A 22,760-nucleotide genomic window follows, 5' to 3' on the forward strand; every position below is an offset into this window, starting at 1 on the left:
ATGTCTTAATATGTAAATTTTTCATAGAAATTGTACCTATATTTGCACATTTCAAGCTAATATAAGTACAATCTCTATGACAAAAATTAAAATTTATCGCATTCAAGGAAGGTCTATATTTTTATCTGTGATATCTACTCTTAAACTATCCCCATGAAGAATTATTAAATTTGCCAAATTAACATTTTGCATTTCATATAGATACTCATCGTATTTACCTTTATTATTTCCATAATAAGTCATAATGCCCAGAGGATATAAAACACCATCTTTTTCTTCACTATAAATTTCTATAGGAATAATATGTGTAGAACCGTTCCAGTATCCAGCCTTTTTATCTTTGCTATTTACATTATCATATTCTACACTCATATCAAAATAGAGTGCTCTATCCGTATTGGCATATTTTTTAGGATTTAATAATTCTTTATCAAAAGGAATAGTGGCTATCATATCATCTTTTTTATCATAAATGACAAATCTCAATCCTTTTCCCGTCATCAAACCAAAGAAACCATTATCATCTATTGTTGAAACAGCACTGACCTTATAATTTGTATTTTTATTTTTTAATATATCATTAGCTTTTTTTAGATTTTCATCATCTTGTTTTTGCTGTTGATATGTGTCATCTGTCGCTTTTGCTGTCTCTACCAAAGTATTAGTATTTGTATTTACCTGCGTATCTTTTTCATGTTTTTGATAGAAAAAATACCCTACACCACTGCCGATAATGATGACTACTACAATGGCAATAGCTATTATTATTTTCATTTTATTATTATTACTATTGTTATTGTTTATATTATTACTATTTATATTTGGCTGTATCTGTGGACTTGTTGATACTCCTAAATTAGTACCACATTTAGGGCAAAATTTCTCACCATCATTAACTGGGGTACCACATTTAAAACAAAATTTACTCATTTTATTTACCTCACATTAAAATGGATCTGCTCCATAACTATTGCTGCCTACATCGCCTCTAATACACAACAACTTAATGCTAAAATAAAGATTTACAAATGGTACCATCAAAATCAACACCCACCAACCTGATTTATTAAAATCATGAAATCTTCTAACATTTAAAGATATACCTGCTACCGTTCCTACTAATTGCACTACTAAAGTTAAAAATATGCCAAAATCAGACATTATACCAAAAATATCTGTTGTCGCTGCATAGATAATAAAATAAAGTACCATTACCACCACTGCAATTATCAAACTACGTGTTATATAAAATTTTCTATTTATTCTACCCTCAAAACAAAAATATTCATTTTTTATTTTATTTAAAATGCCATCAGCACTATTATTGCTATTATTTACATTAAAATTTGTATTCATATTCTGTTGATATGGCTGATTTACTGGCTGTATTGGTTGATTATTATTTGCCACATTAGTATTTATATTATTGACCATTGGTGTCTGATAAAATGCTGGCGTTTTTTCACCACATTTAGGGCAAAATTTATCTGCACTAGTTAAAGTATTTCCACATTTTTGACAAATAATATTATTTGTTACTTGTGCATTTTGTTTTTCTAATTTATTGCCACAACTAGGACAAAAAAGTACATTATCATCAAATTGTTTTTGACATTGTCTACAAATGTTCATATTTCTTCCTCATTTCTATACGATTTAAATTTATATTTATTTTGCATGATATTGATTTAATATCTTCTTCATCACAGCTATAGCATCAGAGTCATGCATATTTTCCCCATTTATTTCAATCGTCCAAAGCTGAAATCTAGTGTCATTTAAAATCACAAACTGGACTCTAGCTTTTGCTGGTTTATCTTGCCAACGACATGTACCTGTAAACTCTACAACTTTTGACTTATCCGTAGCTACAAAATATTCCCATTTACCATCGCTGAAAAATTGGTCAAAAGCCTCACCTATTTTTACATTAGGAACAATATCCATTGTGCCTTCTTTGACTAATGTTACATGTTTATCTTCTAATAGGCTACAACCAGAAAATATCACACTAGATAATGTCAGTAACGCTATGAATACCATTAAATATCTTTGTTTTAATCTATACATAAAAATCCGCTCCTTATTTTTAATCAATGACTATTAATCAATACATATTTTCTAAAGGATCATTGCCATATTGATTAGCACCTTTTGTACCTGGCATCAAAAACAAATATAAATACAGAAAAGGTGTTATCGCGGGTATAAGTGATAATAAAGCAAAATATCCCGATTTATCCAAATCATGAAATCTTCTCATATCCAGCATAAAATCAGCTACTATACATAAACATAAAAGTATAAAGCTCAATAACATCAAGATTAAACTAAAATCATCTGACCTAGTATCTAATTCATCAATTAGTACAAAAAGTATACATTCTATAACAACTAAAACTAAACTGCGTATAAAATAGATTTTGCGATTTAATCTTCCTGTATACGAAAAATAATCTCGTTTTACCATCTGTATAAAATCTGAATTCATCAGTTTATCAATATCATCTCGTTTTTTACCATTTCCAAAAATATTAGTTTGTATCTTAGCTCCGCATTTAGGGCAAAATTTTAAATTAGTATTTCCATTTAAATTTTGACCACATTTAGGACAATATAAATTTTGCATAACACTCACCTCTCATTTTGATGATTAATAATCAAAAGAAACTATCATCATCTTCATCATCAAAACTGCCAAAAGAGTCTTCCTCAGTGTATTCTTCTTCTTCATAATCTACTGATGTATCTTCATCATTTGATGTATCATCTTCTACATCAGTATTATCATAAGCTTGTATATCATCTACAGGATTTTCTTGAGATAAATCTTCACTGTTTTGCATTTCATTTATATTTTCAGGAACAATATTATCACTATAAGCTTGAATGTTATCCGCCATATCGCTATTCATGATTTCAGGAGCTACCATATTGTTCATATCTGGCACTACCTGATCACTATAAGCTTGAATATTATCCACTGGATTTGTATATAATGGATCCACATAATCTTGAACTGGCTGAGTAACTTCATTAGGAATATATTCTGATGGTGCTTGTTGTTCTGTACTAGATGAAGAACTATGATGACCACTAGAAGCTTCTGCTGTTGCATTATGATAAAGAGAAGTAGCCATCGCCCCTACGGCAGCAGCTGCTGCATACTTGCCAAAAGTTTTTAATTTACTATCTTGATTATTTAAATTATTATTCATATTATTAGGCATTTGTTGATTAGCCATTGCTTGATTATTTGGCATATTGTTAGCTCGATTATTGAAATTATTAGCCATTGGATTACTATTCATTCCATTTGCAAGATTATTGCCATAGTTTGCATTTTGCATTGGCTGATTATAGTTCATTCCATTTGTATGTTCTGCAATATACATACTATTTTGTTTCAACATATCGATATTTTGATAAAGATGAGCTATCATCAAATAAATAGAAGCTTCTTTTACACCCATATTCACTGCTTTTTGTAGATAATTTATCGCTTGAATATAATTTGGCAGTGGCATATTCATTTGCAAATAATTCTTACCTATATTAAATTCGTTCATACCCATCTGGTTAGGATAACCATTATTATTCATAGCTTGATTGTTTGCCATTTGATTACGTTGTTGCATCTGATTTGGATAATAATTATTTGTATTATTGGGATTTGGATAATTGTTTTGTGCTCTCATCTGCATATTATTATTAACTGGCACATTAGGATTTTGCTGAAAATTAGTATTTTGCACTGGAGTATTAAAATTATTTTGCGAATTTGCATTATAATTACTTTCTTGATTAAATTTCATACCACAATTAGTGCAAAATAAATTATCCGCTGGCATCTTACTACCACAATTTGTACAATACTTAAACATAAATATTCGCTCCTTTTATAATATGTATTAATCTTTAATAACAATATAATAAAAATAGAACTTTCTTTGTTGTCCCATAAGGATAATTTAACTGCTTTTTCGCATTAATAGTAACAATTTAAGCCATTTTACATAAAAAAATAGCCTTTAAGATACTAATATCTAAGACTATTTATCATAATTTATATTTAGTTATATTCTTTCAAAAATGTCATGATTTCATTGGTCTTTGCTTTTAAAGCCTCTTTTAATTCTGGTAAATAATACTTAATCAACACACCTTCTACATCTTCTTGTAAAAAAGGATTATCTTTGATGATAAAATCAGTGCTTTTTAATAATTCATCAAAAAAACATTGTGCTAAAGTATCAAAATTAAAATGATAGACCTTTTTTTCTTCATTTGTCTTATCATCAACTATCGTCAATTCTTCTAAGTTTATGTCTTTTTTTAAGTATTGTGTTACATATATAAAAAATCGCTCAGCATCATAAGCTAATATTCTATCTTTAAATTCTCTTTTTATTTCTTCTACATAATTTGTTTCTTCTAAATGCTTTAACTGCCAAAGATGATACATTTGTTCATCTTGTTTTCCCGAAAGTCTAGTAAAACTAGGCACATATTTAAAACGCTTCAAATACTCCGGCAAATCTAATTTAAATCGTTTTACCATTAAATTTATAATACGCTCTATTTCTTTATTTACTTTAAAATAATAATTCTGCTCATTTTCACAGTACGTATAATATTTCTTTAACTGATAGATTTTATATGTTTCTAATATGTCCTTGATATATTCTTTCATCAACGAAAATACGTTGTTCTCAAAATCCTCTATCATAGCCTTTTGAGCTTCTTCTATACTTTTATAATCCAAATCACCAACCATACTGATTGGAGGATAAAAAGGTATATTATAAAAATCAAAAGGATAATCTTTTTCTTGCACAGGCATAGGTATTTCAAATAAGCTAAATTTATCATTTAACATTATTTCTATTTGCTTTAAAGTCAAGTTATTCTGTTTTTGCTCAAATTTATATTCATCTTCAATTTCATTCAAAATTTCATCTACATATTGATAACGATTGTCTGGATCTAATTGCGTCGCTTTTGCTATTATCTTTTGTAATAATTTAGATTTTGGCTGTAATTTTTTTATCGTCATACCTAAAGCATATATATCTGTCCTAGTATCAGTCTGACTAAAACCATATTGTTCTGGTGGAGCAAAGCCTTTTGTCCCTAGATATGTCGTATCAAAATCTTGATTATATTTAAAAGTACGCACTGTATCAAAATCCACCAATTTAACAATGCCATCATTTGTTAGCATAATATTATTTAAATTTATATCCCGATGAATGATATCCCTTTGATGTAAATTCTTCAATCCCTTACATAATTGCACTAATATATCCTGTATCTTTTCATCAGACAAAAATTTTTCTTTCTCTACAAACTCTTGTAAAGTTATGCCACAGATATATTCTTCTACTAAAATTATTTCTTCATCACCCTCAAAAATATAATAAATCCTAGGAAGTATCTTATCATCTATCTTTTTCAATTCCTGATAAGGAACATCTTTATTTTTTAAATACTTTATGACATATACTTGTCGATCTGACTTATCATAAGCTAAAACAATCTTACTCTTATCGCTTTCCTTCCATATATCTATTTGTTTATATTTATCATCTATAAACTGCTTGATAAAATCACTCATATATTAACCTTCTATCAAATAAATTTATAAATATAATAAAAAATAAAAGGCCAACATAATAAAACGTTGGTCTTTTATTTTTTTATTACATATTCATCTTTTTCCTTACTTCAAGCGGTATTTCTTCCTCTGAAATTTTTCTTACTACCTCTGAAACTCCTTTTTTTTCTAATTGTTCTTTTTCTTCATTCTGTTTTAATCTATTATAACATTTTTTACAACAACATTCTCCATATTCTGTATTCAACCAAGTAAATTTAGAAAAATTACCACATTGTTTACAAATATACAGATTTTTTTTATCTGATTTTAAATAATAATAATTCAAATAATCATCTTTAACTAATATAAAATCAAAATTTATATTATATTTTTTATATATTTTTGCAATCACATTTTCCTTGACCATATTTTTATCAATACCTGTATAATTTGCAATTTCATAATCTGCAATAAAATTTCGATCTAATAATTTTTCAACAAAACTATTTATAATTTCTTTATCTATTAAAAAACTATAATTTTTTCCTAAATTTTCTATAATAAAACCTGGTATTTTTATTTTTTGATCAATATATTTAGGCATAAAACTATCAAAACATTTTATATATACTTTATCTACATCATCTTTTAAATCTGAAATAATTTTTTCCGAATCTATTTTAGTTTTTAAAAAAATAGATGTTGGTTTTAAAATTATCATTCCGTAATTTTTTAAGTGTTTATCTAAAATTCGCATTAATTCTTTTTCTATAATAAAGCTATTTATTAATATTCTTTCATTTACTACAACAAAATTATCTTTCTTTATTTTATTTTCTATATAATTTTTAATGCATATTTCTTTTATAGCATTTTTTAGAGACAACAAATTAAAAATTCTGTCTTCTTTTTCAGCTAATACATATTTGTTTAAAATTTCTTTATTAATTAGTCCACAATAATCAAATTTACCATTCCATTTATTAATAATTTCATTACTTTGAAATATCATCTGTTCTTTTAATAATTGATATTTATCCTCTTTAAAATAATATACTTTATTATCCTCAAGTGATTTTTTTAATATTTCCCCTTTACTTTCTAATGTATTTAAATAATCTAAGCCTATTTTTATATTAAAAATTTTTTTCTTCCATACAGCTTCTATACTACTAGAATATTCATCCCATGATGGTTTAATATAACCAATACGATCAACTTCTATAAATCCTCTCTTATTTAATACTTTATCAAAAATATTTCTTACTTCTTTAGTTAATTCTTTCTTTAATTTATAATTTATAAGTAATACATATATTATAGAAAAAATATGTATATGATCGAACAATATACTCGCAGCTATAAATATTAATGTCAATATTTTTTGTTTATATAAAAATAATAAAATATTTTTTATAATCAAAAGTATACCTGCTATTATACCTACTATAAAATAACCTACTCCTTTTATTATTTTTATAATAATACTTAAAATTCCTAAAAATATTACAATACCTATTATAATGCCTATTACAGTCCCCATAATTTCCTCATTTCTGTTAAACAAATTACGACAAAACATATTATTTGTTTTGTCGTAATTTTACACATTCAATTTTATTTAATCTATAAAATTCTTTTTTACTCATCTTATTTTTACAATACTTTTCATAATAAACATCCACATTACAAAACCATGGCCTATGCTCATAGATTGTACATAAATTTGTATTCTGATTTAAATATTTACATATACCATTTGGTAATGCCATTTTTCTACCTTCAAAAATACTATTACCTACATTACGGCAACATAACCCACATTTTTCACATTTAAACATATTTTTCCCTACATTAATTATTTGCTTCGTCTGGATGTAGTATCTCAAAAACAACTACTTTTTGATCTTTCAATTTAATAACACTTTCTTGATTTAAATATTTTATTTTTAAATCCGGTGAACTCATTACTGTTTTTTTCCATTCTTCCTTTTCATCTTGGAAATATAAATATATTTCAATAGTGAAGAATTTTTCATTTTTATAATGTATTTTCATTTCTCCTGCTATATATTTAAGATTAAATGTATTTTCTTGATTCAAAATAATTTCATCTATTTTTTTTGTATAACAGTCAGCTAACATATTTAAACTAAGTTTTTCATCACTTTCACTATTCTTAAGTTGTTTTACTACATCTTCAAGAAAATCTAACATTAATTCTTTTGCAAAATTTCTATTTATCATAAATAAATTACCTTCCCTTCTCTTTTTATAAATTATATATACTAACTAATTTCCATTTGCAATTCTTCTTCCATTTCTTCTGTAATATCATACTCTTTATTTTTAGTTTTTGCTCTAGATCTTATATGTGCTGGTACTTCTTCTGGAGATACCTTTCTAGTAGTAGTTTTTTCCATCCATTGATCTTGTTCTTTATAATATTGTTTATGACTAAAACATAAATAATCTGTTATTTTTTTTATTACAACTATTGCTCCATGAGCCACTGCTTTTACCAATTTATTCCAGGCAGCTTTTAATTTTGTTAAAAAATCTTTAAACCAATTAACAAGTTCATCCCAATTTGCAATAATAGCAACTCCACCAATCAAAACACCCAAGCCAATTAAAATAGGTAACATTATTCATTCTCCTTTTCTATTCTCATTTGTTTTTTTACATATTCCTCTGATACAGGTCTTTTTTCTACTGTTATATTATTCTTCTGATTTGCCTTTTTACTAGCTAATATACTTTCAACCATTTCAAATATATATTTTTTATCAACAAAATTTTCTTTTTGTCTAGCTGCTTTAAATGCTCCCATTAAAACCGCATTAGAAATATCACTACCAGATAATCCTTCGTATTTCTTAGCAATTTCTTCAATATTTATATTATTAGGCATAATATCAGGAATATATAAATTCCATAATTTTTTCCTACATTCAAAATCTGGTAAATCAAATTTTATATGCATAGAAATTCTACGCATAAAAGCAGGATCAAAATTTTCAATAAAATTAGTGGCAAAAATTATAAAATCCTGATAATCATTCATTATCATAAGCATTACTGAACGCGTTTGATTTACACTAACATCGACTGCCCCAGTCATATTAGTAACACGTTTACTTAAAATAGCATCAGCTTCATCAAAGAATAAAATACTATTTGTCTCCTTTGCTACTTCAAATACTTTACGAATATTTTTAGGAGTTTCTCCTACATATTTAGATTCAATATCAGCATAATTTACAATAAGAATTTTTCTGCCCAAATATTTAGCTAATGCATGAGCAGCCATTGTTTTACCAGTACCAGGGGCACCATATAGATTTATACCTATACGTTTTGAGTACTTATGTGTTTTTTCTAAGCCCCATTGTTCATATACAATTTTGCTATTTTTAGCATAATCCGCTACATCTAATATTTGCTCTTTTACACGATTAGGCAAAACAATATCATCTAAAGAATATTTAGGTTCTTCAGGAACAAAAATCATTTCTGATTGTTGACTTTTTTTATTATCAGTTTTTAAATTTGCATTAAGTTTATTGTTCTTTATAATTTTATCATTACTATAATCATCCTTTGTAATTTCTCTACCTATTGGCATTAAATTACAACCTCCTTTGTTAGTTAATTTTTATTAACTAATTTATCTAAACTAACATCTAAAATCTTAGATATTCTATACAATACTGGTAAAGATACACATCCTGTTACTAAACCACTTTCTATCTTTGCCATATAACTTAAACTGATATTTGTCTTTTGAGCTAATTGCATCTGTGTATATTTTTTCAATTTCCTATAATAAGCAATATTTATTCCTATTAATCTGTTATCTAACTCATTATCCATAAATATACCTCCTTAAATAATTATCCTACTTTAAAACATATTTATCTATAAACCAACAAAGTCAATTTATTCACTAATAGTATATATTTAATCTAATAAAATATATTTTTTCTCATTAAAGATATTATTTTAAATATAAAAATAATATCTTTAAACACTATTATACATATAAAAATACATATAAAAGAAAAAGAGCCATTAGGATATTAATCCTAATAGCTCTAATATTTTAATGGCAAAGAAAAAAAGTCAAACTAAAATACAACAAATTATATTTATTAATTATAAGTATTTATTTTTTAAATTATTTACCATATCTACATAAATTTTCTTACAAGATTTTGTGTTTTTTTGTTCTAAATAATACAAGCAAGTTTTTAAATAATTATCCCAAATACCTTTATAAATTTCTTTAGCATTTTCAATACTATTTATTTTTTCCACAATTTTAGGAGCTATAACATAATATTCTTCAACAAGTTCTCTTCCATCTATTTGTTTCAATAACCAATTATCACGGAAATTTCTAAACATAGTTAATTCATAACAATCATCGGGTTTATTAAAGCTATCACATACGGCTGTAGTAATAAAACATCCTTCCGTTCTTTTTAACAATTCTTTACCATTTTCATTTCCAGCATCAGCTGCTTTTTTATACCATTTTTTCGCTTCTTCTAGATTTTTTATAACTTCTTCATATAACTGCCCTAAATTGCACATGGCAGTTGTATTACCTAAATCTATTGCTTTCTTATACCAATAAATAGCCTGATTTGAATTTTGTTGAATTCCTTCTCCATAATGATACATATATCCAATATTATTCATAGCTGCACTATTATCTCCAAGATTAGCTGCTTTTTCATACCAATATAAGGCTTGTTGTTTATTTATAGGAAAACCTTTACCTTCATCATACATATTAGCAATCTCAAACATAGCATCTGGATAATCTTTTTCTATCGCTTTTTGATACCATTCAATAGCTTTAGGATAATTTTGTATAACACCTTGTCCATATTTGTATATATTACCCAAACGATACATTGAAAAATCATCCCCTAAATCAGCAGCTTTTTCATAATATTTTAATGCCTCATTATAATTTTGTTTAACTCCCTCACCTTCATCATACATAAAACCAAGAAATCCAATAGCTTCTTTATTATCCAAATCAGCAGCTTTTTTTATCCATTTAAAAGCTTCTTCAGCATTAGGATTAATATATTTATTTCCATCTCTATAAATACAACCTAGTTTTATCATAGCTTCTACATTATTTAAATCAGTAGCTTTCTTATAATAACGAAATGCTGTACTATTACTTTTTTCTACTCCTTCTCCTTTTTCAAACATTTCACCCATTTGTACCATAGCATCACTATCACCTAACTCAATAGCTTTTTGATATAATCTTATTGCTTCATCATAATCAATTTTTACACTCTCACCATATCGATAAATATACGCTAAATTATTTATAGCGGTAATATTATTTTCATTAGCTGCTTCTTCGTACCAATATATAGCTTTTTCAATATTTTTATCTACCCCCATACCACTATAATAAGCATGTCCTATAGATAGCATACCGTCTACATTACCATTTTCTGCTGATTTTTTATACCATTCAAAAGCCTTATTTAAATTCTTTTCAATACCTGTACCAGTTTCGAATATATAAGCTAAATTATTCATAGCATCAGTATTGCCTAAATCAATTGCTTTTCTATACCATTTAATAGCTTTTTCATAATCTTGTTTTATACCTTCTCCATCTCTATACATATTAGCAATACTATTCATAGCTATATCGTCATCTAATTTTATAGCTTTTTGATACCATTCTATTGCTTTTTCATAATTCTGTGGTACATCTTCACCAAGTCGATAAATATGTGCTAAACAATTCATAGCTATACTATCTTCTTTATCTGCTGCTTGCTCATACCAGTATATAGCTTTTTCAATATCTTTCTCTACTCCAATACCTTTACTATAAGCATAACCCGTATCAAACATACCGTTTACATTACCATTTTCTGCTGATTTTTTATACCATCTAAAAGCTAATTCATTATTATTTTCTAAATTATCATATCCTTCTCCATAAATACAACCTAATATATACATAGCTTCATTATCATTATATTCACTAGATTTATTTAACCATTTTAAAGCTTCTTTATAATTTTTTTCCACACCTTTACCTTCAAGATACATTTCAGATAGCTTATTCATTGCTATAGTATTATTTAAATTTGCAGCTTTAAGATACAAATCAAAAGCTATTTTATAGCTTTCACAATTCTCAGCTTCTATCGCTTGAGATAATATATCATCCGAAGATATATTGTCTATTTTTGTATATTCCTTATCAAAAGTAATATTACTAAACTTAATACCTAATTCATTAAAATTTAGTTTAGTCTTACTTTTTATAATAACCTCAACTTTGCCAACACCTATATATTTTTTATTTTTTTGACGCAAAGGAATAACAAATTTATTTTGACATAAATAAATCTTGTCAATTCCTTCATCTAATAAATCTGCTAGTTCTTCTTGATTAAAAGCTACATAATCTATATCATTTAATATTTTTTCATCAGCTGTATATTGTTTTAATTTTAATAATTTTTTATTACGTATTTCAATAACTTCAGGATCAATATCTTCTTTAGTATCTATACTGTCATCTACATCAAAAATCCGACAAAGTTTATGATTTAAATTAATATCATTTTTATCTAATTTACCTACAGCCTCAGCTTCTTCATCATAATATCTATCTTCTAGCCAAATTAATAATTTACCATCAAGAAAAGCTGCTACTACTTTTTCTATATCAAAATATTCTCGTAAAGATTCAATATCTCGAACCAATTCTCCATTTTTCATTTCTAAAGCAAATTTTATTTTTTTAACCATTAGTACACCTTCTTAATTTATATTAAAATTCCAATAATGAAATAATTTCATTTCCTATATCTTTTACAAAATTAACTCCACTTGTTAGTACATCATGTGCCGTATTCAACATGCTCACTGCTATAGGCTGTAATTTTTGAATCCCGCTATATATACATTGTTCTATTTGCTGACTAGACATACTCATAACCAATGCACCAAGCGTAGTTCCTAAAACAGGACCAATAACAGGAATAGCACTGCACATAGATATTGCAACTTTACTTGATATAAAATTTACTAAAGCTGATGTTGTTGCCATTCCTAAACACTCTACTGTTTGTCTAGCTGAAGCTTGTCCATTAGCATATCTAGCAATAGCTTTCACACTTTCCACACCTAAACAAGCAACATCAGCAGCTAATCCAATTGGTATAAACTTATTTAAAAATGGCACTTTCCCCTTATTTAAACAAATTTCTAAAGCCGTAGTAGCTACTGTTTTAATACCAGTATCAATTGCTGAATTTAACTCTATTTCTTCCATATTTACATCCAACTTAGGCATATCCATTACTTGTGTAGCTTGTAAAGCTAAGTTCATACCTACAGGCATAGTAATATTTCCTAACCCTGCTAAATCAGCTTGTTTCACGATATTTGAAGCTACATTTCTCAATGTATATTTATTCCATTCGCCATTCTGTTCCACATTTGATATTTCATAATTAGGAATATCATGTAAAGTAATTAGACCTCCATTCTCTAACTGCGAAGCATTTATAACACTTTGATTTCCTACAGCTAAACCATTTTCTACTTGTGATAAATAGTTTCCATATGTGCTAATATCCATACCTTCTGGAATTTCTTTTATTTGATTATAAAACCACTCTTGTCTTACTTTTCCTTGTGAACAATACTGTTCCATATTCATTAAATTACTATTAAATTTATCTATTTTCGATATAATATCAGAACTAATTTGGTCTATCATATCTGGTGTTTTATCTGATAAATTCTCTTTTAACTGACTTTTTAACCAATCAACTAATTCCACATCATTTGATTTTTGCATATATGATGTCAATAAATCTTTCATTATTGGAGCAATTGTATCCATTTCCGCTTTACCAAAACCATTAATTTCTATATTTTTCATTAACATCTCTCCTCATTTTGAAGCCAATTTAAATTTACGTTCTTTATAATTTTTAGCCATATTTTCTAAAGAATCTTTCATAGTTTCGGAAATAGAATGTGTATTTTCTATAGTTTTTAAAATATCTTCTGTTGTAATTCTAGTTTTTTTCTGAATAAAAGCTTCTTCTAAGCTATCATAAACTACACTTTCTATATCTGCTCCACAAAATCCCTTAGTCTCTTTTACTATTTGCCTCATATCAATACTAGCTAAATCTTTTTTTCTCTTTTTACCAATATGAATCTCAAATATCTTTTCACGTTCACTTTCATTAGGTAAATCTACATAGAAAATTTCATCAAAACGACCTTTTCTTAAAAGTTCTGGCGGTAATTTAGTAATATCATTAGCTGTTGCAACAACAAAAGCTAAGCTCTTTTTTTCCTGCATCCATGTAAGAAAATTACCAAATAATCTAGTTGTTACTTCTGAGCTGTTACTATTACCTAAACCAGCAAATGCTTTTTCCAATTCGTCAATCCATAAAATACAAGGAGAACTAGCCTCTACTAAATGAATAGCTCTACGCATATTTGCTTCTGATTCTCCTACATATTTACCCATTAATCTTCCCATATCTAAACGTAATAATGGCACATCAAAAGCAATAGCAGAAGCTTTTGCTGTTAAAGATTTTCCACAACCTGGCATTCCTACTATCAATACACCTTTTGGCGTAGCAACACCAAATTCTTGAGCTTTCTTGATATTTTTAAATATTTCAGCTTTACGTTTTAGCCATATTTTCAATATTTCTAAACCACCAATATCATCTAAACTTTCTTTAAGTGGTATCATATCTAAAATTCCAGATTTTTTTATCATTTGTTGTTTTTGTTCACGAATAAGTGGTAAATCAGTATAATCAAGTTCACCATCATCAGAAATAGCTAATTCTAAAACTGAAAAAATTTCTGTTTTACTCAAACCTTTTAATGTCATAACTAATTTATCCATTAAATCATCAGTAGGCATTCTTAATTCTAATTTTTTAACAAAAACTTCTATGAAATTTCGGATATCTGTTTCATCTAAAGTATCTAAATTCATTATTGTTGTATAACTTTCTAGTTCACGTGGTATATTCATCAATGGAGTAATTATTATTATATTAAAATCATCTATTCCTTCATTACTAAATAATCCTTTATTAATTTTTTGAGCAAAATATTTTAGTGTAGTTATTACTTCAGTGTTTTCTAAGAAATCATTTATATTCTTTAAAATTAAAACTTTATTTGTTAAATCATCTTCATCTGCTAATAATAGATTTAATATATCATTTAAACTTTTCTTTGGTATATTAGTATTATCCGTATAATCTCTAAAAGATTGTAGACTCCATGATAATATTCCTCTACGTTTACGTTTTAATACAGTAAATATTTCCTCTTCCGCTATATCATCTTCTGATGTATCAACAAATATTATTGGCATTCTTGCATCAATATATTGATCTAAAGTCTTTTTAAAATTTTGCATAATTATCTCCCTCTCTATAAAATAAGCTGCCAATACTTGACAGCTTATTTATTCATCCTAATCTTCGATTAATTACCCAACTATATAGCTTATCTCCATTTTTTTAGGACATTTACCTGGCTGTGATTTTCTCATACTAAGTGAACGAGTTTTTTCACAATAAATACATATATATTCAATTTGTTTAAATGTTAAAGACATTTTATTTGAATATCTAAAGTGCTATATTCAATATTAATAATAACAAATCCTCCAATAAATAATATTCGTATTAAATGTAATATTATTATTTATACTCTAAGCTTATTTTCTCCAAAACATGCAATATCTTCTTAAAATACTCTTATTTTCCTCACTCTCTTTACAAAAATTTTTAACAAATCTAGAAAAAACATATATATTCTCTATTATCTTTTTATAAAATCTTATATTTAATTGATTAGTAAAAATAACTAATCAATCTCAATAAATTTATCAATAATAATATCCTATATCACCAACAACTATAGTTTTAATAACATCTTTATCGTCAAAGAAAAAATATAGTGGCATATTAGGATGATCTTCACTATCTGCTAGATAACACCATGTTGTCCCTTGTGTTTCTTTATAATGTTTATCTGGATCACCATATATGGACCATACTACATCTTTACTCATACCTACTTTTACACCTAAATTAGTAGCAATATTATCCTCATTGCATACAATCGCTCTAATTCTACCATCTTCATTATACCCACCATTAATATAATAAACCATCAACTCACTATTATACGTAACTTCATTTATATTAAATCCATTGCAATTTCGCACTGCTAAATTTGCTGTTGGTCTTCCATACACATAATAACATGAATTTATTTGCTGATCTGGAGTAAGTCCTCCTATATTTAAATATGTATAAGGTATTCTTGCCTCTGCATTTAATATATTGCCAAAAATAATTTCCAAACAAATAAACAAACTACATAAATAAAGCTTCAAAACACTAACCTCTTTTACCTTCATTATATTTATTATTATATTAAATATTAATATATATTTTCGATCAATTCACCTAGTCGCAATCTACTTCTAATATTTAATAAAGTTTCATCCAATTGGCGAATTTCTTCAATGCAAGCTTTTTCCTTTGCTGTTGTTTCTATAATTTTACTAATTCCGCCATTTTTTATCACTATGCGTTTATCTGCATTTAAAGCCAATAATGGATCATGCGTGGACATAATGACGATTTTTTCACTTTTAGCTAAGCATTTTATCGCTTTTTGTCTATCTATCCCTGCATTTTCAATTTCATCAATCAATACAATCGGTGAACTGCTGATACATGCCACATCCGCTATCATCAAAGCCCTTGATTGACCACCAGATAATTGAGTTACTTTCGTATCTAAAGTAAATTTTTCTCCAGCCAATTCATTTGCCATAGAAAAACATCTAGCGATTATAGATTTTTCATTTGCTAGATCTTTACCTAAACGAACTTTAGCATGCATAGTTAAAAAATCTTCTACAGTAATATCCATGATAAAATTCATATTTTGTGATAATTGAGCTACTAATTTTCCTTCTAAATTAAATCTAGCTTCATCATCTAAAATTTCATCATCAATTAAAATCTGTCGTTTTGTCGGTGTATCTTCTTGTGCTAAACATTCGATATCTGCAAGCAATCTACTTTTCCCAGAACCTGTTGGCCCTACAATACTTATTACTTGCCCTGCAAAAATCTCTACTTGGATATTTTCAGCTTCGCCTAATTTATTTTTGCCACCATTGATGGTTAACTTATGTACTTTTACTTCATCTTTATTTTCTAAATTCTGCATAGCTGAAAGATATTTGGCTAATTCATCAGCAATATTGCCATCACGAATACCAACTTGCCATAAATCTTCTTCATCAATATCCTCAAAAGCCTTAGCAAAAGTCAAATTATCTGGCAAATTCCATAGACCTGTATTATCCAAATAATCTTTGATTTGAGGATATTCTTTTTTTATTTCTCCAATTGTATGAGTTTCTACAAATTCTTTAAAATCCATAATTTCCACCTAATCAATTAAATTCCATTTTCTTAGTCATGCCCATTTGATATTTTTCACCAATACGCATTTCATCTGTACAATATGAACATACAGCAGCCGGCGAAGTAAAACGCAATTTTTTTCCTGTTAATGTATCTATATCTTCAACTTTATTTATATATTTTTTCAACATAAATGCACCTTGACCAGTTATGCCATTGATAAAAATAACTTGTGCTTTAGGATTTGCCTGATAAACATTATACATAAATACTTCACGTTCAGCCTGAGAAATAATATCTCCTTTAGTGATGACTATTACATCTGCAAACTTCACCATTGGCCCAATTTTTCTCGGTGTATTAATACCTGACAAGCAATCTATTACACCAATAGCCAATACATCTTGAATATATGGCGAACAACGGTTACAAAGACCTGCACTTTCTGTAATCAAATAATCTAAATTTTGACTTTTTCCCCAAGCTACAGCTTCTTCAATATTGCTGATAAAAAAATGGTCTGGACAAAATTTTCCTGATAAACCAATCTGTATTGGTATATTGGCTTTTTCATATGGTTCTTTATCAAAAGTCGTCAAACAATCAAATTTAATAACTCCTGCTTTTTGCTTATCTTTATGTAATACTTCTATTAATCGCAAAATTACAGAAGTCTTGCCCACAGATGGTGGCCCTGCTAAAGTTATTAATTTCACCAAAATCATCTCCATCATAAATTGCTAAATTTTATTATATAGCAATAAACTAAAAAAAAATAGGCTAAGCATTTTCGACTTTATTTAAACGACTAAAATCCATGCTTAACCTATCTTCACTTATTTTATTAAATTCTATTTAAAATAATATTATATATTAACCAATTTCGCCTTCAAGCTCTGTACCACGTACTCTTACTGGTCGATTATGTTCATCAACCATGACTACATCAGGTATTAAATTTTGAGCTTCTTCTTTTGTCATCATAGCATAAGCAATAATAATAACTGTATCGCCAACTTGTGCTTTACGTGCTGCTGCTCCATTTAAACAAATCACACCGCTACCACGTTTACCTGCAATTGTATAAGTTTCTAATCTAGCACCATTGTTATTATTTACTACTTGTACCCTTTCTCCTGGTAAAATACCTGCAAGCTCTAATAATTCTTCATCGATAGTGATGCTTCCCATATATTCTAAATTTGCTTGAGTTACTGTAGCACGATGAATTTTTCCATGAAACATATTATATAACATTATTATTTATCCTCCAAAATGACATTATCTATTAAACGAGTTGTACCAAATTTTACAGCTAAAGCCAATAAGACTCTGCCTTCAATTTTATTGCCTACCGGTTTTAATCCTGGCAATTTATACATTTCTACATAATCAATTTGACTTGTTTTTTCAGACTGTATAGTGTCTTTTACTAAATTTAATATAGCTTCTACATCTCTTTGACCATTATTAAATGCTTCTTTTGCTAATTTTAAACTCTTAGATAAAATCAACGCAGATTTTCTTTCTTCTGGAGATAAATAAGTATTTCTTGAACTTTTTGCAAGTCCATCAGCTTCACGAACGATAGGCATAATGCGAAGTTCTACATTGAAAAATAAATCATCCACCATACGGCGTAAAACTTCTGTTTGCTGAGCATCTTTTAAGCCAAAATATGCTCTATCTGCTCGAGATAAATTAAATAATTTACTAACTACTGTAGTAACTCCACGGAAATGAATAGGTCTTGTTCTACCACATAAAACTTTTGTGATATCACCTGTAACTTCTACCCATGTCATATCTTCATTAGGATATAAATCTTTATTTTTTGGTGCAAATACTACATCTGCACCTGCATTTTGTGCTACTATGCAGTCATTTTCTAAAGTACGAGGATAAGCTTCATAATCTTCATTTGGCCCAAACTGAGTAGGATTTACAAATACACTGACGATTGTAATATCATTTTCTTTTGCGGAAGCATTTATAAGTGAAGCATGACCTTCATGCAAAGCTCCCATAGTTGGCACCAAACCAATAGATTTGTTTTTCTTCTTAAAATTAGCGACTAATTCACGTAATTTAGCTACATCTTGACATAAAATCATTTTTTTCTTCTCCTTTAATGTTCTTATAACAAACAAAAAGAGACTGTAATGAACTTACATAAAAGCACAAAAAAAGTACATCTCGACACGAAATGCACTTTTCTCTATTTCAAATACAATAGCTCTATCTTTAAAAATCAAAAGATAATCTATTCTATTTTATGTCTAAAATTCTGCAAGTTCGTCTCGGTCATAGTGATCCAAGCGTCTTTTTACTTTTTTACTTTTTACCCTATTAAATTATTTTATTCGAAATTAAACAACTAAGATACAGTTCAATTTATTAAAATATATTGATACTGTTCACTATTGTTTGTTACGAACCACATAATACCACAGAAAAAAATCAACTGCAAGTACCTAAATAAAAAAAGCTACTTATCATAATAATTATTATAAAGTAGCTTTTTTGTTATAATTTTAATTGTATTATCTGTCAAAATGGAGCTGATAACAGGATTTGAACCTGCGACCCATGTATTACGAATACATTGCTCTACCAACTGAGCTATATCAGCATTGAGTTTTCTTTTATGATAAAATATTTTAAATTTATTGTCAATATTCCCTTCATAATAATTATACAAAATATCAAATCTAGCTTATAATATAATCAAATATAAAGTATTCGCATCAGAAATACTACTATTAGTTTTATTAGTTTGGATTTGGAGGCTTTTTTATGGAATTAAACCAACTAGAATATTTTGTCGCTCTAGCTCATATAAAAAATTTTACTAAAGCGGCAAAGTCTTTAAATGTATCTCAACCTGCACTAAGTCGCTCTATCAGTCGTTTAGAAAAAGACTTAAATATTCCCCTTTTTATCAGAGATAGTCGCAAAGTAAATTTAACCCAATACGGTCAAACTTTTTTAACTTATGCTGAACGCATTTTACAAGAATTAGAAACTGCTCGCCAAGATATCACCAATATGGCAGAACCCGATAGCGGTGTAGTCAATTTATCCTTTATGCATTCTTTAGGTGTATATCTTGTGCCAGAATTATTAAAAGAATTTCGTAAAATCTATCCTAAAATACAATTTCGCCTTAGTCAAAATCATTCTTTCTTATTATCAAAACAATTATTCAAAGGAGAGTCCGATTTATGCCTTTGCAGTTCTCCGATAAATTCTGAAGGCATCGCTTGGGTACCATTATTGACAGAAGAATTATTCATCATCGTACCATCAACACATCCACTTGCTCATCGTAGTTCTATAAATATCGCTGAAGTCGCTAGTGAACCATTTATCACTTTAAAACCTAAATACGGCTTACGTACTAAAACAGAGCATATCTTTGAATTAGCTTCCATTCGTCCTAAAATACGTTTTGAAGGTGATGAAATTGTTACTGTAGCTAGTTTAGTAGCAGCTAATTTAGGTGTTTCACTCGTGCCTAAAATTCCTGGAATGGAACATCTCGATATAAAATTCATTTCTGTAGATAATCCAAAATGCACTCGTGAAATTGGTCTAGCATGGTATGCTAATAAGCCGCTTTCCCTTGCTGCCCATCGTTTTCAAAATTTCATAATTGATAAATTTAACCATGAATAATGACAAATATACTTAAATATCCTTGCAGTTTTAGATTTTGAATGATATGCTAAGTTATTGTAAGTGTAAAATTACTTACAATATTAATATATAAAATGGAGGAGCACCTAATTGAAAGCAGTTATTTTTGATATGGACGGAGTCATAATCGATAGTGAATCTATTCATGCTGATATGAAAATACGCACTTTAACACATTTTGGTATCCCTTGTAGTATGGAAGATTGTGTAGCCTATGTTGGTCGTTCTGCCAAAGCATTTTTTACAGATTTTGCCAAATTTGCTACAAAACCTGTTTCTATTCAAGAAATGGTCGATTATAAACATCGCATCTATTTAGAATATATCCAAGAAAGCAATTCCATCTATCCTATTGATGGTGTTTTAGATTTACTCTATCAATTACACAGGGAGGGTATTCCTGTTGCTTTAGCTTCTTCTGCTGATAGAAAAGTTATCAATGCTGTTTTAACTAAATTTGGTTTAATGGATTGTTTCGAATACATTTTAAGTGGTGCTGAACTGCCTGCTAGCAAGCCAAACCCTGCAATTTATCAGTTAACAGCTAAAGCTTTAGGCTTTGCACCAGCTGATTGTGTAGTCATTGAAGATGCTACTGCTGGTATCATCGCTGCTAAAGATGCTGGAGCATATTGCATTGCTTACGATAACCCAAATTCTGGCCCTCAAGATTTATCTCGTGCAGATAAAATCGTTTCATCTTTGTCTGATATAACTATATCTGATATTCTTCAAAATTAATTTTGTTGAGGTTTTATTATGGAAAAATTTAAATTTTATTGCCCTACGGAAATTATTTTTGGCAAAGACAGCGAACTTTCCACATCTTCGTTAATCAAAAAATATAATGGACATAATGTACTAATTGTTTATGGTGGTGGCTCAGTAAAACGCTCTGGACTACTTGATAAAATTTGTCAACAATTATCTGATGACAATTTATCGTATATCACTCTAGGCGGTGTACAGCCCAATCCTATTGTTTCATTTGTAAATAATACCATAAAAACAGCTAATCAAGCTAATATTGATTTTGTCTTAGCAATTGGTGGAGGCTCTGTCATTGATACGGCTAAAGCCATTGCCCATGGATTAAAATATCCTCAACATGATATTTGGGATATCTGGACTAAAAAAATCACTTTGACATCTACCACTCCTATAGGTAGCATCGTCACATTAGCTGCTGCTGGTAGTGAAACAAGTGATTCTGCTGTTTTAACTAACGAACAAACAGGTCAAAAACGTGGTCTTAGTACGCCATTTAATCGTCCATGTTTTGCCATTATGAACCCTCAATTGACTTATAGTGCTCCAAATTATCAAAAAGCCTGTGGTATTGCTGATATCTTAATGCATACATTAGAACGTTACTTTGCCAAAGAACAATGTAATTATCTCACAGATTATATTGCTGAAGGTTTATTAAAAGACGTCATCACTCAAGCACCAATTATGCTAAATGATTCTACAAATTACACTGCTCACAGTGAAATTATGTACGCTGGTTCTTTATCTCACAATGATATAACAGGTCTTGGTCGCACTAAAGATTTTAGCGTACATAAATTTGGTCATGAATTAAGTGCTAAGTATAACGCTACTCATGGAGCCTCATTGACTGCTATCTGGTCATCATGGGCTAGATATATTTACCAAAAAGATATCAATCGCTTTTGTCATCTGGGAAAAGTAATCTTTGGTCTCAATGAAACTAATCAAAATGATGAAACTATGGCACTTGAAACAATCAAACATTTTGAAGAATTCTTCACTAGCTTAAATTTACCCATCAATATCAGTCAATTAATTGGTCGAGTGTTAACTGATGAAGAATTAACTTATCTCACTTCAATGTGTACAGATAATGATACAAAAACCATCGGTAATTTTTCCCCATTAAATTATCAAGATGTCTATGCTATTTTTAAATTAGCAAATCACTAAGTAAA

23 protein-coding genes and 1 tRNA gene are annotated in these 22,760 nt (G+C 28.2%); 3 read left to right on the plus strand and 21 right to left on the minus strand.

The window, feature by feature from the left end:
- Positions 1–102: 102 nt before the first annotated feature.
- The 21 genes from Q5I67_RS08960 to Q5I67_RS09060 form a co-directional block, all read right to left on the minus strand.
- Positions 103–930, minus strand: coding sequence for a zinc ribbon domain-containing protein (locus Q5I67_RS08960; RefSeq protein ID WP_302487086.1), 828 nt, complete (start codon positions 928–930; stop codon positions 103–105).
- 15 nt (positions 931–945) lie between these two features.
- On the minus strand, positions 946–1,632 hold the full coding sequence (locus Q5I67_RS08965) for a zinc-ribbon domain-containing protein (protein WP_302487087.1): 687 nt from the start codon (positions 1,630–1,632) through the stop codon (positions 946–948).
- 36 nt (positions 1,633–1,668) lie between these two features.
- A complete protein-coding gene (locus tag Q5I67_RS08970) occupies positions 1,669–2,070 on the minus strand; it encodes a hypothetical protein (protein ID WP_296897878.1) in 402 nt (133 codons plus the stop codon).
- 37 nt (positions 2,071–2,107) lie between these two features.
- Positions 2,108–2,629, minus strand: coding sequence for a DUF805 domain-containing protein (locus Q5I67_RS08975; RefSeq protein ID WP_302487088.1), 522 nt, complete (start codon positions 2,627–2,629; stop codon positions 2,108–2,110).
- A 31-nt stretch (positions 2,630–2,660) separates the two neighbouring features.
- Complete coding sequence (locus tag Q5I67_RS08980; protein ID WP_302487089.1) at positions 2,661–3,884, minus strand: zinc ribbon domain-containing protein; 1,224 nt, start codon at positions 3,882–3,884, stop codon at positions 2,661–2,663.
- A 188-nt stretch (positions 3,885–4,072) separates the two neighbouring features.
- The gene (locus Q5I67_RS08985) at positions 4,073–5,617 is read right to left on the minus strand and encodes a protein kinase (RefSeq protein ID WP_302487090.1); all 1,545 of its coding nucleotides are present in this window, start codon (positions 5,615–5,617) and stop codon (positions 4,073–4,075) included.
- Positions 5,618–5,702: 85 nt separating this feature from the next.
- A complete protein-coding gene (locus Q5I67_RS08990; RefSeq protein WP_302487091.1) occupies positions 5,703–7,142 on the minus strand; it encodes a hypothetical protein in 1,440 nt (479 codons plus the stop codon).
- Positions 7,143–7,182: 40 nt separating this feature from the next.
- A complete protein-coding gene (locus Q5I67_RS08995; protein ID WP_302487092.1) occupies positions 7,183–7,440 on the minus strand; it encodes a YkgJ family cysteine cluster protein in 258 nt (85 codons plus the stop codon).
- Between the two features lie 13 nt (positions 7,441–7,453).
- Positions 7,454–7,846 (minus strand): hypothetical protein, encoded by a 393-nt coding sequence (locus tag Q5I67_RS09000; protein WP_302487093.1) that lies wholly within the window; start codon positions 7,844–7,846, stop codon positions 7,454–7,456.
- A gap of 41 nt (positions 7,847–7,887) precedes the next feature.
- On the minus strand, positions 7,888–8,247 hold the full coding sequence (locus tag Q5I67_RS09005) for a hypothetical protein (RefSeq protein WP_302487094.1): 360 nt from the start codon (positions 8,245–8,247) through the stop codon (positions 7,888–7,890).
- Positions 8,247–9,227, minus strand: coding sequence for an ATP-binding protein (locus tag Q5I67_RS09010; RefSeq protein WP_302487095.1), 981 nt, complete (start codon positions 9,225–9,227; stop codon positions 8,247–8,249). The genes Q5I67_RS09005 and Q5I67_RS09010 overlap by 1 nt, the downstream gene beginning before the upstream one ends.
- A 23-nt stretch (positions 9,228–9,250) precedes the next feature.
- Positions 9,251–9,475, minus strand: coding sequence for a helix-turn-helix domain-containing protein (locus tag Q5I67_RS09015; protein WP_302487096.1), 225 nt, complete (start codon positions 9,473–9,475; stop codon positions 9,251–9,253).
- A gap of 282 nt (positions 9,476–9,757) precedes the next feature.
- Positions 9,758–12,409, minus strand: coding sequence for an SEL1-like repeat protein (locus Q5I67_RS09020; protein WP_302487097.1), 2,652 nt, complete (start codon positions 12,407–12,409; stop codon positions 9,758–9,760).
- Between the two features lie 22 nt (positions 12,410–12,431).
- Entirely contained in the window at positions 12,432–13,550 is a 1,119-nt protein-coding gene (locus Q5I67_RS09025; protein ID WP_302487098.1) for a hypothetical protein, read from the minus strand.
- Between the two features lie 12 nt (positions 13,551–13,562).
- The gene (locus tag Q5I67_RS09030) at positions 13,563–15,074 is read right to left on the minus strand and encodes an AAA family ATPase (protein ID WP_302487099.1); all 1,512 of its coding nucleotides are present in this window, start codon (positions 15,072–15,074) and stop codon (positions 13,563–13,565) included.
- A 474-nt stretch (positions 15,075–15,548) separates the two neighbouring features.
- Complete coding sequence (locus Q5I67_RS09035; protein ID WP_302487100.1) at positions 15,549–16,061, minus strand: hypothetical protein; 513 nt, start codon at positions 16,059–16,061, stop codon at positions 15,549–15,551.
- Between the two features lie 47 nt (positions 16,062–16,108).
- A complete protein-coding gene (locus Q5I67_RS09040; protein WP_302487101.1) occupies positions 16,109–17,125 on the minus strand; it encodes an ATP-binding cassette domain-containing protein in 1,017 nt (338 codons plus the stop codon).
- Between the two features lie 13 nt (positions 17,126–17,138).
- Positions 17,139–17,825, minus strand: coding sequence for a GTP-binding protein (locus Q5I67_RS09045; RefSeq protein WP_296898467.1), 687 nt, complete (start codon positions 17,823–17,825; stop codon positions 17,139–17,141).
- A 157-nt stretch (positions 17,826–17,982) separates the two neighbouring features.
- Positions 17,983–18,366 carry an aspartate 1-decarboxylase gene (gene panD / locus Q5I67_RS09050; RefSeq protein WP_117976454.1) on the minus strand — a complete coding sequence of 128 codons (384 nt, stop codon included), beginning with the start codon at positions 18,364–18,366 and terminating at the stop codon, positions 17,983–17,985.
- Positions 18,367–18,368: 2 nt separating this feature from the next.
- Positions 18,369–19,223, minus strand: a complete 855-nt coding sequence (gene panC / locus Q5I67_RS09055; protein ID WP_302487102.1) for a pantoate--beta-alanine ligase — start codon at positions 19,221–19,223, stop codon at positions 18,369–18,371.
- Positions 19,224–19,665: 442 nt separating this feature from the next.
- Positions 19,666–19,741: transfer RNA gene (locus Q5I67_RS09060), tRNA-Thr, on the minus strand.
- Between the two features lie 164 nt (positions 19,742–19,905).
- Here Q5I67_RS09060 and Q5I67_RS09065 point away from each other — a divergent pair.
- The 3 genes from Q5I67_RS09065 (at position 19,906) to Q5I67_RS09075 (ending at position 22,755) form a co-directional block, all read left to right on the plus strand.
- Positions 19,906–20,787, plus strand: a complete 882-nt coding sequence (locus tag Q5I67_RS09065; RefSeq protein ID WP_302487103.1) for a LysR family transcriptional regulator — start codon at positions 19,906–19,908, stop codon at positions 20,785–20,787.
- Between the two features lie 111 nt (positions 20,788–20,898).
- Positions 20,899–21,549, plus strand: coding sequence for an HAD family phosphatase (locus tag Q5I67_RS09070; protein WP_302487104.1), 651 nt, complete (start codon positions 20,899–20,901; stop codon positions 21,547–21,549).
- An 18-nt stretch (positions 21,550–21,567) separates the two neighbouring features.
- Positions 21,568–22,755 (plus strand): iron-containing alcohol dehydrogenase, encoded by a 1,188-nt coding sequence (locus Q5I67_RS09075; RefSeq protein ID WP_302487105.1) that lies wholly within the window; start codon positions 21,568–21,570, stop codon positions 22,753–22,755.
- Positions 22,756–22,760: the final 5 nt, after the last annotated feature.

The organism is uncultured Megamonas sp. (genome assembly GCF_958438645.1).
In the GTDB taxonomy this organism is placed as follows: Bacteria; Bacillota; Negativicutes; order Selenomonadales; family Selenomonadaceae; genus Megamonas.

What these genes read in the sequence shown, in the direction of transcription:
- Q5I67_RS08960 (WP_302487086.1), bottom strand. Translation starts at nt 930, where the DNA reads ATGAGTAAATTTTGTTTTAAATGTGGTACCCCAGTTAATGATGGTGAG.
- Q5I67_RS08965 (WP_302487087.1), bottom strand. Translation starts at nt 1,632, where the DNA reads ATGAACATTTGTAGACAATGTCAAAAACAATTTGATGATAATGTACTT.
- Q5I67_RS08970 (WP_296897878.1), bottom strand. Translation starts at nt 2,070, where the DNA reads ATGTATAGATTAAAACAAAGATATTTAATGGTATTCATAGCGTTACTG.
- Q5I67_RS08975 (WP_302487088.1), bottom strand. Translation starts at nt 2,629, where the DNA reads ATGCAAAATTTATATTGTCCTAAATGTGGTCAAAATTTAAATGGAAAT.
- Q5I67_RS08980 (WP_302487089.1), bottom strand. Translation starts at nt 3,884, where the DNA reads ATGTTTAAGTATTGTACAAATTGTGGTAGTAAGATGCCAGCGGATAAT.
- Q5I67_RS08985 (WP_302487090.1), bottom strand. Translation starts at nt 5,617, where the DNA reads ATGAGTGATTTTATCAAGCAGTTTATAGATGATAAATATAAACAAATA.
- Q5I67_RS08990 (WP_302487091.1), bottom strand. Translation starts at nt 7,142, where the DNA reads ATGGGGACTGTAATAGGCATTATAATAGGTATTGTAATATTTTTAGGA.
- Q5I67_RS08995 (WP_302487092.1), bottom strand. Translation starts at nt 7,440, where the DNA reads ATGTTTAAATGTGAAAAATGTGGGTTATGTTGCCGTAATGTAGGTAAT.
- Q5I67_RS09000 (WP_302487093.1), bottom strand. Translation starts at nt 7,846, where the DNA reads ATGATAAATAGAAATTTTGCAAAAGAATTAATGTTAGATTTTCTTGAA.
- Q5I67_RS09005 (WP_302487094.1), bottom strand. Translation starts at nt 8,247, where the DNA reads ATGTTACCTATTTTAATTGGCTTGGGTGTTTTGATTGGTGGAGTTGCT.
- Q5I67_RS09010 (WP_302487095.1), bottom strand. Translation starts at nt 9,227, where the DNA reads ATGCCAATAGGTAGAGAAATTACAAAGGATGATTATAGTAATGATAAA.
- Q5I67_RS09015 (WP_302487096.1), bottom strand. Translation starts at nt 9,475, where the DNA reads ATGGATAATGAGTTAGATAACAGATTAATAGGAATAAATATTGCTTAT.
- Q5I67_RS09020 (WP_302487097.1), bottom strand. Translation starts at nt 12,409, where the DNA reads ATGGTTAAAAAAATAAAATTTGCTTTAGAAATGAAAAATGGAGAATTG.
- Q5I67_RS09025 (WP_302487098.1), bottom strand. Translation starts at nt 13,550, where the DNA reads ATGAAAAATATAGAAATTAATGGTTTTGGTAAAGCGGAAATGGATACA.
- Q5I67_RS09030 (WP_302487099.1), bottom strand. Translation starts at nt 15,074, where the DNA reads ATGCAAAATTTTAAAAAGACTTTAGATCAATATATTGATGCAAGAATG.
- Q5I67_RS09040 (WP_302487101.1), bottom strand. Translation starts at nt 17,125, where the DNA reads ATGGATTTTAAAGAATTTGTAGAAACTCATACAATTGGAGAAATAAAA.
- panD (WP_117976454.1), bottom strand. Translation starts at nt 18,366, where the DNA reads ATGTTATATAATATGTTTCATGGAAAAATTCATCGTGCTACAGTAACT.
- panC (WP_302487102.1), bottom strand. Translation starts at nt 19,223, where the DNA reads ATGATTTTATGTCAAGATGTAGCTAAATTACGTGAATTAGTCGCTAAT.
- Q5I67_RS09065 (WP_302487103.1), top strand. Translation starts at nt 19,906, where the DNA reads ATGGAATTAAACCAACTAGAATATTTTGTCGCTCTAGCTCATATAAAA.
- Q5I67_RS09075 (WP_302487105.1), top strand. Translation starts at nt 21,568, where the DNA reads ATGGAAAAATTTAAATTTTATTGCCCTACGGAAATTATTTTTGGCAAA.